We start from the raw sequence: 13,681 nt of genomic DNA, 5'->3' as shown, positions 1-13,681 counted from the left end.
TGTACAATTTATTTGTACATTATTAGTGCTTTTAAGTCATCTTTTTAGGGGGAAATTTATTATGAAAAGCTCAAATCTAATTAATGATATTCAAAAACTTGCCGAAAATGATAATGGTTCAGTTCGTTATGTCATCTCAAAAGAACTTTTAAAACATCTTAATAATATTATACATCTTAATATTACTAAGCTTAGTCAATTAACAAGTTGTAGTAAATCTGCAATTGTTAAATATTGCAAAGATTTAAATTTAGAGGGGTATAAAGATTTAATTCGTGTTCTTTCATTTGAAGCAAGAATTTTAGAACCAATTGCAAAACAAGATAACAAAAATGTTGAACAAAAGTTGGCATTTTATCAATTAAAAATTGAAGAAAATTTTAATTATATTAATCATAATTATGTTGAACAATTTATAAAAGTTATTAATCTTTTACAACCTGGTCAGAATATTTATTTATTTGGGAAAGGACCTAATATTAATGTTTGCAATGTCTTTCATAACTATTTAATTAAATTAGGATATAATACTTTTTTTTCAAATGATTTAGATGTTCAATTAAAGTTAGGATCCTTAATTACACAAGATGCGGTTGTCTTTATTTTTTCGTATTCTGGATTAACAAAAAAAATAATAAATTTATATAACATTGCAAAAGAAAGAAATAGTAAAATTGTTTTTATTTCATCAAATTTTTTATCACCAATGTATCAAAAAGATAACATTAATATTATGACTCTTAATAATGAAGAAATTCTACCTGATGCACAGAGTAGTGTTATTTCCTTTACAATGATTGTGATGGAAATTATCTTTTTATTAAACGAAAAACTTATTTCTAAATAGGAAACTAGTTCAAGAGTTTTAAAATTCATAGACAGGCATATTGCTCCTAACTATAATCTAAATTAGGAGGATTATATTATGCGGTTTATTACAAAAAGAAAGGATAATTTTGCTTTAAAAGTTGATCAGGATAAATCATTAGCTTTAGATGATTTAAAACATGCCAAAAAAGGAATTCGAAAAATGGTTCAAAAATTTGGAAGTTTTATGGCGGGAATGATTATGCCAACCGTCAGTCTTTTGATTGCGTGAGGTTTAATGGCGGCGATGTTTTTAACAAATGTTCAAGGTGAATCAATTGGTTGATTTAATGTTCCGGCCCTTGGTCGTTTTGTTGGACCCACTATGAAATACTTAATTCCATCCTTAATTGGATTTATGGCTGGTAAAATGATTTATGATGTGCGTGGTGGAATGCTTGGAGCCTTTGTGACTTTTGCGGCGATTATTGGAAATGACTGAGTTTATGATCAGTTTGGAGCAACAATTTTGTTAATTAATGGTAAAACAATTAATGCTAGTAATTCCCCAAACCAAATTATTGGGGCAATGATTTTAGCCCCGCTAACGGTTTATGGTTTTAAAAAAATAGAAAAATTATATATTAATCGTGTTAAAGTTGGTTTTGAAATGTTAGTAAAAAATTTTAGTTTGGCTTTAATTGCGATTATCTATGCCATTATGATTTTTTATGCATGAGGATGAATAATGTTTGGGATTAGTTGAGTAATGATTAGTATTATTAACCTTTTTACAAAAACACCATGAGTTTTTCCCTTTATGGCAATTTTAACAGAACCATTACGGGCAATGTTTTTAAATAATGCTCTTAATCATGGGGTTATGGTACCGTTAGGAACTGAAGATGTTGTTCGTCAGTTAGATAATGGTGTTATTAACCCAGCAAGTTGATTTTTTATGGTTGGTGGAAATCCTGGTCCGGGTTTTGGATTATTGTTAGCATATGTTGTTTGAAGAAAACAACAACGTGCTGCTGCACTAGGAAGTAGTCCAATTCAATTACTAGGAGGAATTCATGAAGTGCATTATGTTTATATTGTTGCTGAGCCAATTATGATTTTAGCAACAATTAGTGGTGCTTTTGTTTCGTTAGGAGTTGTTGCTATTTTTAGTGGTGGAACGCGGGCTGTCATTTCTCCTGGTAGTTTAATCTCTGTTATTGCAATGTCCCCAACAGCAATTAAAATTGCAATTAATATAATTGCTGTTCTTGCAGGAGCGTTAACTGCTTTTGGTGTTGCTTCATTTATTATGATTTTTAAACGTCATCATAAAACTGACCAATTGATTGTTAATGTAACAGATGAAGGGATTGCTTTTCAAGATCCAGTAGTTTCGTTGTCACAAGATAGAAAAAAAACGCCAAATTTTAATTGAGCAAAGGCAAAGTTATTAATGGTTGCTTGTGATGCCGGAATGGGCTCAAGTGCCATGGCGGCGGCTATTTTACGGAAATGATGTGAAAAAAATAATATTGATATTATTGTTAAAAATTGTGCTGTTAAGGATTTAACACCAGATGTTGATATTTGTGTTACAATGAAAACTTTTGCTGATATTGCGCACGAAAAAATTCCTAATGCTTATATTTATCCTGTTTCTCAATTTTTAGGAAAAAATATTTTTGATAATTTACATGCTGAATTAATTACTCATAAACAAAAAAGAAAACAACAGAAAGAGGAATAAAAAATGATTTTACAGGCAAAAGATATTTACCTTAATAAAAGTTTTAGTAATAAATCAGAAGCAATTGAATATGTTGGGAATTTAATGATTGAGAAAGGGTGAATTAATGAATCATATAAAAAAGGAATGTTTCTTCGTGACCAGAAAGTGAGTGTTGCAATTGGCAATTACTTGGCAATTCCTCATTGTGAAGAAACCGAAAATATTAATGAAGAGGGAATTATTTTTCTAAAATTAAAAGATGAACTGCAGTGAGATCACCAGCCGATTCGGTTTGTGATTGGACTAGCTTTAAAGGGAAACCATCAAATTGATACTTTACAAGATATTGCATTTTTATTTTCTGATGAAGATACTGTATTAGATTTTTATCAAAAGTGTTCAACAGTGTCAGAGATTATTGCGTATCTTGCCAATGAAGAATGAGCAAATTAGAGAGGAACAAAGACAAATGAAAACAATAGGATTAATTGGATTAGGAAAAATGGGAATTAATATTATTCAAAATATGAAAAATAATAGCTATGACCCAATTGGATATGATATTAAGCAAACAGAATATGCTTTTCTGGCAGCTAAAAACATTAAAACCGCCCAAAGTTTAGATGAATTAATTATAAATTTACCAAAGCCACGTTATATTATGTTACTTGTTCCAACTGGGGAAATTACCGAGAAAGTTTTTTCGGAAGTAATTGAAAAACTAGCACCAGATGATTGTGTTATTGATGCTGGGAATTCTTTTTACCAAGATTCAATTCGCCGATCATCAATTGCCAGTGAAAAAGGAATTCATTTTGTTGATTGTGGAACGAGCGGTGGTTGGAATGGGGCTTTAAAAGGTAGTTGTTTAATGGTTGGTGGAAAATTAGAAGTTATTAAAGTGCTAACACCATTTTTTGAATCATTAGCTGTTGAAGATGGGTTTTTGCACACAGGACCAGTTGGTAGTGGGCATTATGCAAAGATGATTCACAATGGGATTGAATATGGAATGATGCAAGCCTTAGCAGAAGGATATGAAATTCTTTATAATTCAGAGTTTAATTATAATTTAGCAAAAATTAGTCATTTGTGAAATCGTGGGAGTGTTATTCGAAGTTGATTGATTGAATTAATGGCAGAAACTTTTCATAATGACCCAACATTAGATAATTTAAAAGGCGTTATGAATATGAATGGTGAAGGCCTTTGAACGGTGCAAGAAGCTTTAACACAAGGAACGCCAGCTCCAATCATAGCTTTATCAGTAATTATGCGCCAACGTAGTCAACAAAATGATACTTTTGCAGGAAAGGTGGTTGCAGCACTTCGCTTTGCCTTTGGTGGTCATGATATTGTTAAAAATAAGTAGGATTTGGGAGTTTAATTATTATTAGATTGTAAATGAAATTAACAGAACTTTGCTTTTCAAATAATTTGTAAGAATAGTTGTTGTTATTCTAAATAAAATTTACTGTTAAAAGTCTCAAATATTTCTTATGACAAAAATAGGGACAGTGTTAAGTTAAAAAACTGTCAATATCTAGCAAAAATTTCGCAAAATTATTTGATTAATAACTGGTTCATAGTATATCTGTCATATCATGGATGATTTGCTTTTGGTTTATGACTTTTAGATTTTGGTAATTTATTTTCTATCTTTTTAATGTTAGAAGTATATTCTAATAAAGTAGAAATTTTATTTTCATGTTTTAAATATAATATTTCATCAAATGTTTTAATTATTATAACTTTTGCTTTTGGTTTAAAAGTTTTTAATTTTTTATTATCATATGCCGTATATTTTTTATTTTTATAGCTAATTGATGAACCATTATTTGTTACTCTTGTTGAAGTTATTGATAAAAATAAATTAATTTTTTCACTCGCAGGTGCATCAACAAATAAAGAACCAATTTATTTGAAATGAACAAAGATAATTTGCAAATATTAATTTATAAAAAGCGAATTAAATTCAAGGAATGCACAACTAGTTTTAATCAAGGGTGTGTTTGAATAACTTATAAGTTAAATATTCCAGGAGGGCAAATTCAATGAATCTAGTCAAAAGTAACAAACGAATAAAGGTATTAGAAATTTTTGGTGGAATTGAATCCCCAAGAAAAGCTTTAGAACATTTAGGTTATGATATTAAGTCAACTGATTATATTGAAGTTTTAGACTATGCAACAATTGCATATAATCGTTTGTTTAAAAATAAATATTCACCACAAGATGTTTGGAAATGAACTACTCAAATTGATTTATTGGTTCATGGTTCACCTTGCCAAGATTGAAGCAACGCTGGGAAAAAGAACATTGAATCAACTAGGAATTTATTATTTTTAGAAACAATTAGGATAATTGAAAAAAATGAGTGCATAAACTTAAATATATTGTTTGAGAAAACGTTAAAGGCTTATTACAAAAATGTAAGCATAAATATGGTTACTGTCTTGCTTGTGATGATTTTAAAGGTATCCTACTAGATCAAAAAGATTTTTCTTGCTATGAAAATGATGTAAATTGTCAGGAATATATTAACAAGATAATTATTAATAATGAAAAAAGAAAAAAAGACTTGTTAGAAATTAACAATTTAATTATTGCAAAAGATAATTTAAAAGATTATTTAGATAATTCGGAGTTAGATGAAAATAACAATATTATCAGCATTAATGAAATAAAAAATAAAATAATTACTTTAGAGAAACAAATAAATCAATTAGATAAAAATTTAACTTCTGAGAGAAAGGTGTGTCATTGTAAAAACTTGCCTTTGGCAAGTTTTCTTCAAAAATTACTAGGTAATTTCTTTTGTAAAAAGTTGTTTGCTTCTAGTTTCACAAACTTTTTTTTTTTTTTTTTTTTTTGTTCAGAATATAACCAAAGATTTAAAAATTTTATTAAAAATGATGTTGAAATTAGTTTACAATAATTGATGAAGAAATAAGAAATCATCAAAAAAATAAAATATAAGATAAAATTTTGATATAATTAAAATGAGTTTATAAATAAAATTCGAAAAATTTGGAGAAACAAATTATGAAAAAATTATTAAGTATATTAGGAGTTGTAGGATTATCTAGTACTTCAATTAGTGCTATTGCTTGTACTGCTCCAAACATTGACTGACCAAAAGACCCTATTAAAAAAATTAATTTAACAGAAGTAGCAAATAAAATCAAAACTATTGATGGGACTACTTTATTTTTAAATGATTCAATTAATGATGAAGCGTTAGAATTAATTTATACTTTTTTACCAGAAAAAGTTAATATTAGTTATGAACAAACACCAATTTATGTTGTTGGAACATCAAATATAAATGTTAAAATTTGACAAACAGATTTAACATCAAATTTTTTAGCAAATGTTACAATAAAAATTAACAATATTCAACCAAAACCAACGCAAGTAGATTTAGACTCAATTGCAGCAAATTTAACTTCTATTAATGGGAAAAGTTTATTTTCAGGACAAAAAAATGATGAAATTTCAAATTTATTAAAAAATATTATTAATGATATTAAGGTTAAATTTGAATTTAAAAACCCAAATGATGTTTTAAATGTTGGTGATAATCTTGTTAATATTACATTAATTGATCGAAATTATTTAACAAATACAAAAGAAGTAGCAGTGACAGTCAAAAATGTTCAATTGGCACCAGTTAAAGTTGATCTTAATTCAATTATTACTAATAGAAATCTAGGTGAGATTTATATTGGCACCGCGTTAGAACCTGATGGCACTAAAATTTCTAATGTATTAAAAACAAATAACACAAATTTAATGATAAATAAAGTTAAAGTTATAAATGTTAAAGTTAATAATTTTGTTGGTTCAGCTGTAATAACTCCTATTGATAATATTTTTTATTTTAATGATGTTACAGTTAATTTTACAATTACAAATATTGAAGCAATGCCAACTGAGTTTGTTCCTATGCATAGTTTTATAAATGCAGGAGATGGAGCAATATATTTAATTTCTAATGATTATAAAGTATATAAGTTGTTAGCGGATGGATCTAATTTTGAAGCTGTTTTTAAAAATAATTATAAAGTTTTTGATTTAAAAATAACATCTAATGGAACTATTTATATTGGAACAGAAAGTGGATTATATAAATCTTCAGATAATGGCAATAATTTTATTAATGTTGGTGCTAGTTCAAATCTAGAAGTAAATGATATTTATCTTTCAAATAATAATAAAAGAATATATATCAAAGACAAAGAAGAGAAACTTTATCAATATGATGACGAAAAAAATACTTTAACAACTGTTCCAGAAACTGGTTTTACAATGTTTGGAGAAATTAGTCAAGTTCTTGTTACTAATGATGGTACTGTATATTTTGTTAATAAATCTAGATATGATAAAACAAAGATTGGTTTGTCAAAATGAAATAAAACTATGAGTAATCTTCAAAAAATAACAGAATTAGAAGGAATAATTATTAATAAATTACAAGAAGATCAAAGGGGAATAATTTTTGTTACTACAAATAGTGGTTTATATAAGTCTTCAGATAATGGTAATAATTTTTTAATAGTAAGTGAAATAAAAGGACTGGTTGATGCAATTTTTATTAATTCTGCGGGAGATGTTTATGTAGCAGGAAACATAGTTTATAAATGTGCTTTTAATGAAGGCACATTTAAGAATGTAACTTCAACTCCAAGTCATGGAGAGATTGAAGTTCTTAAAGTAGATCAAAATAATAATATTTATTATATTACAGTTTATGGTTCAGTTCATAAAAACAATAATATTAACCTTGCCACTTCTGGTTTATCTCCTATGGACTTTACAATTGATAAAGCTGGTAATTTATATTTTGCTTCAATGAGTGCTTGTTGAAAAAGTGTTAATTTTTAAAACTGTCTTTTGTTGTAATATTTAATATGTAATTAAAAACTAAATAATTTGCTCCAATTTGCGGGTAAGTAACAAAGTATGGATTTATTAAAAAAATAAATCTTTTTTATTTGTTAAATTATAAGTTTTATAATTTTGTTTGATCAATTGTAAAATGTTTGTTTCCCTCTATAAAATAATTTAATTAACTGATTTAATGAATAGGTTTTAAGATAATATTTATGACATAAATTAAAATAATTCGATAAATTATTATAAATATAATTTGTTTCCTTAGTTGCTGTAACTTGCCTATATCATTTTTTAAAACTACGATGTAATTTATATAACTCGTTTTCTGTAATAATACTTGCTATCATTTTAAACCTCCTAATTTAATTTTAAAGATTTAGGTGGTCTTAAATGTGTATGGTTTTTACACAGTGTTAAGTTAAAAAACTTGACTCTTTTTTTTATTTAAGGTATGATACATAAGATGTTAAGTTTCATAGTTTAACAGGAAAAAAAATTAGAAAGGAAAAGATTGATGGTAAAATTACGTTTAAAAAGAACAGGTAAAAAGAAGGCAGCATTTTATCGAATTGTTGCAACAGATGCTCGTGTCAAACGTGATGGGGAATATATTGAATTAATTGGAACATATAATCCTCTTAATGGGGATGTGAAAATTGATCAAGATATTGCTTACAAGTGATTATCAACAGGAGCACAGCCAACTGATACAGTCCGTAATTTATTAAGTAAAGAAGGTTTAATGACTAAATTACATAATGAACGACAAGCTTCAAAACCCAGAAAAAGCACAAAAAAATAGTTATAATTTAAAATTTTAACAGTTGACAATGTATATTACAGAATTTAAAAATTTAATTGAGCCGTTAATTTCTCAAGACAATAACGAACTATATTATGAGATTCGACAGTTGCCAGAAACAAAAACAGGTGAAATTGATTTATTAGTAATGTGTAGTGAAGAAGTTTTTGGGTATGTTGTTGGTAAATCAGGTTTAATTGCCAATAGTTTGCGAGCATTATTAAACATTAGAGGACAAGTTGATCAGCATAAAGTTAATATTAAATTTGAGGTTTTTTAAATGGAAGATTTATTAAAAATTTTTAGAATTAATAAACCGCATGGAATTAAAGGGGAAGTTAAGGCAACCTTATTAATTAACATCAAGGATGTAAAACAGTTAGTTAATAAGTTAATGTTTTTAAAGTTGCCATTGCTTTATCAACCAGTAACATTAATTAAAATTACACTTGCTAATCAAAGTTATATTCTTAAATTTAAAGAATTTAATAATATTAATGAAGTGCTAGGTTTTAAAGAATGTTATTTGTTATGCCAAAAGGCGGATTTGGAATTAGCAACAATTATTAGTCAAGAAGATTTAACTAATTTTAAAGTTTTTTATCAAAATGTTGTAATTGGAACATTATTGCATCAATTTGAAACAAAAGCACATGTTGTTTTTGAAATTAAAAAAACTGATGAAACAAAAATGATGATTCCATATGTTGATGAATACATTGAACAAATTGATTTGTCTCAACAAAAAATAATTTTAAAAAAGGTGATTTAAATGAAACAGTTTACAGTATTGACTTTATTTCCAGAAATGTTTAATGATTTTTTAACAACATCAATTATTAAAAAAGCTTTAGCAAAAAAATTAATTACAATTAATATTGTTAATCTTCGGGACTATAGTATTGGTAAACATCAACAAGTGGATGATTACCAATATGGTGGTGGTGAAGGCATGGTCTTAATGATTGAGCCATTAGTGAAGGCAATTAAAGCCCACCAAACCAAAAATAGTATTACTATTTTATTATCACCCCAGGGAAAACAATATAATCAGCAACAAGCTCAACAATTAGCAAAACAAGAGCAGGATTTAATTTTAATTTGTGGTCATTATGAAGGTTTTGACGAAAGAATTTTATATTATGTTGATTATGAATTATCAATTGGTGATTATGTTTTAACAGGTGGAGAATTAGCGAGTATGATTGTGATTGATAGTGTGGCAAGATTATGCAATGATGTTATTAATGTACAGTCACATCTTAATGATTCTTTTACAAATAATCTTTTAGATTATCCTGTTTATACAAAACCAGTTGCATACGATGGTCATCTTGTTCCTGAGGTTTTGTTAAGTGGCCATCATCAAAATATTGCCCAATGACGAGAATATGAGGCGTTAAAAAAAACTTGATTAAAACGACCAGATTTATTATCAAAAATAACTTTAACACCACAACAAAAAGTCTTATTAACAAAAATTAAAAACAAAAAATAAAATTATTAAAATAAAATTGGTTTATTAACCAGTAGAAAGGAAGAATAGTTATGAATATGCGTTTAACAACAGAAGTTACAAAAGATCAACTTCGTACTGACTTACCTGAGTTTTCTTCAGGAGATACTATCAAGGTTCACTATAAAATTCAGGAAGGAAATAAATTTAGAATCCAAGTTTTTGAAGGAGTAGTAATTAAATTACAAGGTAGTGCTATTGCCAAATCAGTAACCATTCGTAAGATTAGTAATGGTGCAGGAGTTGAAAGAAATTTCCCGCTACATTCACCTTTAATTGATAAAATTGAAGTTGTAAAATATGGACGTGTTCGTCGTGCTCGTATTTACTATATGCGCAATCGTGTTGGTAAAGCGGCACGGATTAAGGAAATTATTAAAACTAAATAAATTAAAAAGACTGTTAAAGTCTTTTTAATTTCTACTAAATTATAAAACAAGGAGGAAACACAATTATGTGTGATAATACATTTGTAATTCCAAGTGAATTTATTAAAAATAATAAAAGAGTTTATAAACTAGCAGAAACAGCAGAAGTTATTATTGAAGTTGTTGATGCAAGAATTGCGTACTCTGGTGCTAATCTTTTAAATTATGCGAAATTAAAACAGGCAAAAAGAATTATTCTTTTTTCAAATACGCAGAAAGCTGATGTGGAACAAACAAAAAAATGATTGCAATATTATCATGAGCAAGGAATTTATTGTCAAATGCTATTAAGTCCTGATCAACAAAGTGAAGAAGAATATCAACAGTGCTTAAAAGGGTTTAATGCTTTTTTAAAAGATTATGTTGATAAAAAAATATTAATCATTAGTTTACCACATAGTAATAAAGAAATTTTATTGGAAAAACTATTTAATAATAGTGAAACCTTTGAAAAAGCAAGACTAGCATTATTTGGTCGTGAAAAAGTTCATCGTTATAATAATGTTGAATTTATTGACACAGCGCCAATTACTGGTGTTAATTTTAATACACCAAGTGTTTATTGGAATACCCAAATTTTAGGATTTTTTAATATCGAGGATAACACAGAAGTTGTGGCCATTAAAGCCTTTAAATTATTGTTAACAAAATATCAAGAAAAATTAGAAACAGCATATAGTGTGCATGTTCAATTAAAATCATCAGTTGATGAGCTTGTAAAAGAATTTATTAAATTAAAGTCAGCTAATGTATCATTACCAGAAGGTGAAACAACTGATAATTTATTACTTTGTGCTGATTTTTTGACAGATCTTCAAAACGGAAAAAAAATTCCAGGGATTTCATTAGAATGAGTTGAGGATTATTTTAAATAATTGTTTTAGAATCCTATTTTTAAAGGAGCACATTAAGAAGGGAAGAAAAGAAAATGCCAACAAATATTCATTGGTTTCCTGGCCATATGGCAAAGGCAATTAAACAAATTGACGAACAAAGCAAATTAATTGACTTGGTTATTGAAATTGTGGATAGTCGGATTCCTTTTTCTTCTGCTAATCCTTTAATTGATAAATTACGAGGTTTAAAACCAAAACTAATTATTTTAAATAAACAAGATTTAGCTGATCCAATCATAATCAAAGCATGGCTTAATTATTATGATCAACAACAAATTGCTGTTTTACCATTAGATAGTAAACATACTAAAATTAATAAAATCATTGTTGAAAAGATCTATGCTGTTTTAACTCCTAAAATTACACGTGATAAAGCACGCGGAATTAAAACACCAAAGTTAAAAGTATTAGTAACAGGAATTCCTAACGTCGGAAAATCAACTTTTATTAATGCCTTGGTAAAACGTAATTCGGCCCGAGTTGGAAATAAACCGGGGGTAACAAAAGGCCAACAATGACTAAAATTAAATGAACAAATTGATTTAGTTGATACACCCGGGATTTTATGACCAAAAATTGAGCAACCCCAGGTTGCTCTTAATTTAGCATTTACGCGTGCAATTAAGGAAGACATTTTACCAAAAGAGGAAATTTGTTTAGCAGCAATTAAATGGATGTATCAACATTACTTTTCATTATTAGCAAAACAATATCACTTATTACCGACTGACCAGTTTGATGTGACTAACGAAGTTGAATTGTTTCATTTATTGTTAAAAATGCAACAACATCGTTTTCATAAAGTTGATGAAGATAATGTGACAAACATTGTAACTGATTTTTTAAATAAATTATGAAATAATGAATTTGGATTAGTTTCATTTGAATTTCCTCCGCAAAAGGAGGCATAAATTATGAATAGTTTTGAACAAAAGATTTTAACAACATATCCAGTTACAACAATAATGGCAGGAACAGATGAAGCTGGTCGGGGCTGTTTAGCAGGACCATTAGTTGTCAGTGCTGTTATTTTACCAGTTGATTATTTTAATCCGGCAATTAAAGATAGTAAAAAGTTAACTGTAAAGCAACGCACAATGTTAGCAACAGAAATTATGAATGTTGCTATTAGTTATACGATTGAAATAATTTCTGTTACAATGGTTGAAACACTTAATCCAAAACAAGCAAGTATTATTGGAATGCAAAACGCAATTGATAAGTTAACAGTTAAGCCAGATTTGATTTTAACTGATGCTGAAAAACTAGCAGCATCTTATCATCATCAAGCAATTATTGATGGTGATAATCTTTCTCAGTCAATTGCGGCAGCTTCAATATTGGCAAAAGTAACTCGGGATAATTTAATGCTAGAATATGATCAGACATATCCACAATATGATTTTAAAAATAATAAAGGTTATGGGACTAAAAAACATTTATGTGCCTTGCAAAAATATGGAATCACAGTTATTCATCGAAAAACTTACCGGCCGGTTCGAGACCTTATTTTAAAAAATAATGTTAATGATAAATAAAAATTAAGAAAGTAAAATTCTTCGTGTTATATTCTTTATGTTAATAGAAAGGAAGCAAGATGCGTCGAGTTTTACTTTTTTTTGCATTAAAATATGATGGGAATTGACTTAAAATTTATCAAGCCTTAGAGACAAAAGAAAAAATTGCTTATGAAGATTTGGTTGATATTGAATCCAAAATCACTTGTCAGTATATCACAATCATTGATCAGGATTATCCAAAAACACTTTGCAATATTTATCGGCCACCTTTTGTGTTATTTTATGATGGTGATTTAACAATATTTAATAATAAGACTCATAAGTTAGCAATTTGTGGAACAACAAAACCAGATGAAACAGAACTGTTAATTACTAAAATGTTAACAAAAAAAATTATTAGACGGAAACTAACTTTAATTGTTATGTTCGAAAAGGGCATTAATGAGTGTGTAATCGAAAATCTTGGTTCGGGGAATAGTATTTTAATAATTAAAAAATGACAAGATTATTATTATATTTGTAAAAAATACCCCCATGTTAAATTTCAAATTGCTATTTCTGAATCATATCAAAATAATTTAAAGAAAACAAAGTATGAACTCTATCGAATTATGTCTGGTTTAATGGATGGTGTTATTATTGTTCAAACAACTCCTGATGATGATACACATCGTCTCGTCACATTGGCAAATCATGATGGTAAAGAAGTCTTTTGTTTTCCTGAATAAATGACAGTTGCTAATAAAAACAAGAGTTTTATTAAAAATGAGGAATTGTTGGTTGGAAAGGCTAATGATATTTTTTCAAGTGACAAAGATTTATGAGAGTAAGTTTACTTTAACAAAATTAATAAATATGAAGAATGAGACATAATTTTAGAATTGTGTTGCATTACTAGCAAGAATAAGTTATAGTTGTTGTGTGATAAAAAATAAAATGCTTATATATGTTAGTGTTATGGACTAATGTTTCTACATCTTACCGTTATTAAGATACTATAGGTCATGAAGGTTCTTTTGTTTTATTTTATTAATTTAACAAAAATAATTTGCATAACCTATTTAGAGTTTATTTATAGTAG

Annotated in this window: 16 protein-coding genes and 1 riboswitch; of the genes, 15 read left to right on the top strand and 1 reads right to left on the bottom strand. The window is 27.6% G+C overall.

Going from position 1 to position 13,681, the window contains the following annotated elements:
* Positions 1–61: 61 nt before the first annotated feature.
* The 6 genes from E7Y35_RS03040 to E7Y35_RS03015 all read left to right on the top strand — a co-directional run bounded on the left by E7Y35_RS03040 (position 62) and on the right by E7Y35_RS03015 (position 7,426).
* Positions 62–847 carry a MurR/RpiR family transcriptional regulator gene (locus E7Y35_RS03040; RefSeq protein ID WP_283272883.1) on the top strand — a complete coding sequence of 262 codons (786 nt, stop codon included), beginning with the start codon at positions 62–64 and terminating at the stop codon, positions 845–847.
* A 78-nt stretch (positions 848–925) separates the two neighbouring features.
* On the top strand, positions 926–2,557 hold the full coding sequence (locus tag E7Y35_RS03035) for a PTS sugar transporter subunit IIBC family protein (protein ID WP_283272882.1): 1,632 nt from the start codon (positions 926–928) through the stop codon (positions 2,555–2,557).
* Between the two features lie 3 nt (positions 2,558–2,560).
* The gene (locus E7Y35_RS03030; RefSeq protein WP_283272881.1) at positions 2,561–2,992 is read left to right on the top strand and encodes a PTS mannitol transporter subunit IIA; all 432 of its coding nucleotides are present in this window, start codon (positions 2,561–2,563) and stop codon (positions 2,990–2,992) included.
* A 16-nt stretch (positions 2,993–3,008) separates the two neighbouring features.
* Positions 3,009–3,911 carry a phosphogluconate dehydrogenase (NAD(+)-dependent, decarboxylating) gene (gene gnd, locus E7Y35_RS03025; RefSeq protein ID WP_283272880.1) on the top strand — a complete coding sequence of 301 codons (903 nt, stop codon included), beginning with the start codon at positions 3,009–3,011 and terminating at the stop codon, positions 3,909–3,911.
* Positions 3,912–4,593: 682 nt separating this feature from the next.
* Positions 4,594–5,028 carry a DNA cytosine methyltransferase gene (locus E7Y35_RS03020; RefSeq protein WP_283272879.1) on the top strand — a complete coding sequence of 145 codons (435 nt, stop codon included), beginning with the start codon at positions 4,594–4,596 and terminating at the stop codon, positions 5,026–5,028.
* Between the two features lie 556 nt (positions 5,029–5,584).
* On the top strand, positions 5,585–7,426 hold the full coding sequence (locus E7Y35_RS03015) for a hypothetical protein (RefSeq protein ID WP_283272878.1): 1,842 nt from the start codon (positions 5,585–5,587) through the stop codon (positions 7,424–7,426).
* Positions 7,427–7,539: 113 nt separating this feature from the next.
* Here E7Y35_RS03015 and E7Y35_RS03010 read toward each other — a convergent pair whose 3' ends face one another.
* Entirely contained in the window at positions 7,540–7,785 is a 246-nt protein-coding gene (locus E7Y35_RS03010) for a hypothetical protein (protein ID WP_283272877.1), read from the bottom strand.
* A 164-nt stretch (positions 7,786–7,949) separates the two neighbouring features.
* Between E7Y35_RS03010 and rpsP the strand changes: the two genes are divergently transcribed.
* The 9 genes from rpsP to E7Y35_RS02965 all read left to right on the top strand — a co-directional run bounded on the left by rpsP (position 7,950) and on the right by E7Y35_RS02965 (position 13,328).
* Positions 7,950–8,240, top strand: a complete 291-nt coding sequence (gene rpsP / locus E7Y35_RS03005; RefSeq protein WP_502957510.1) for a 30S ribosomal protein S16 — start codon at positions 7,950–7,952, stop codon at positions 8,238–8,240.
* A gap of 28 nt (positions 8,241–8,268) precedes the next feature.
* The gene (locus E7Y35_RS03000) at positions 8,269–8,520 is read left to right on the top strand and encodes a hypothetical protein (RefSeq protein ID WP_283272875.1); all 252 of its coding nucleotides are present in this window, start codon (positions 8,269–8,271) and stop codon (positions 8,518–8,520) included.
* On the top strand, positions 8,521–9,012 hold the full coding sequence (gene rimM / locus E7Y35_RS02995; protein WP_283272873.1) for a ribosome maturation factor RimM: 492 nt from the start codon (positions 8,521–8,523) through the stop codon (positions 9,010–9,012).
* The gene (trmD, locus tag E7Y35_RS02990; protein ID WP_283272872.1) at positions 9,013–9,738 is read left to right on the top strand and encodes a tRNA (guanosine(37)-N1)-methyltransferase TrmD; all 726 of its coding nucleotides are present in this window, start codon (positions 9,013–9,015) and stop codon (positions 9,736–9,738) included. It abuts the gene before it with no gap.
* Positions 9,739–9,788: 50 nt separating this feature from the next.
* A complete protein-coding gene (rplS, locus tag E7Y35_RS02985; protein ID WP_349306599.1) occupies positions 9,789–10,145 on the top strand; it encodes a 50S ribosomal protein L19 in 357 nt (118 codons plus the stop codon).
* 65 nt (positions 10,146–10,210) lie between these two features.
* Positions 10,211–11,059, top strand: a complete 849-nt coding sequence (locus E7Y35_RS02980) for a putative GTPase (protein WP_283272871.1) — start codon at positions 10,211–10,213, stop codon at positions 11,057–11,059.
* A 53-nt stretch (positions 11,060–11,112) separates the two neighbouring features.
* Positions 11,113–11,991 (top strand): ribosome biogenesis GTPase YlqF, encoded by an 879-nt coding sequence (gene ylqF, locus E7Y35_RS02975; protein WP_283272869.1) that lies wholly within the window; start codon positions 11,113–11,115, stop codon positions 11,989–11,991.
* A 3-nt stretch (positions 11,992–11,994) separates the two neighbouring features.
* On the top strand, positions 11,995–12,618 hold the full coding sequence (gene rnhB, locus E7Y35_RS02970) for a ribonuclease HII (RefSeq protein WP_283272868.1): 624 nt from the start codon (positions 11,995–11,997) through the stop codon (positions 12,616–12,618).
* A 59-nt stretch (positions 12,619–12,677) separates the two neighbouring features.
* A complete protein-coding gene (locus E7Y35_RS02965) occupies positions 12,678–13,328 on the top strand; it encodes a DNA-processing protein DprA (protein ID WP_283272867.1) in 651 nt (216 codons plus the stop codon).
* Positions 13,329–13,520: 192 nt separating this feature from the next.
* Positions 13,521–13,618, top strand: a riboswitch (purine riboswitch).
* The last annotated feature ends 63 nt before the right edge of the window (positions 13,619–13,681 follow it).

Source organism: Spiroplasma sp. SV19 (genome assembly GCF_030060925.1).
In the GTDB taxonomy this organism is placed as follows: Bacteria; Bacillota_I; Bacilli_A; order Mycoplasmatales; family Mycoplasmataceae; genus Spiroplasma.
The sequence above is the reverse complement of the archived record's forward strand: the minus strand, read 5'-3'. Positions and strand labels throughout refer to the sequence as shown.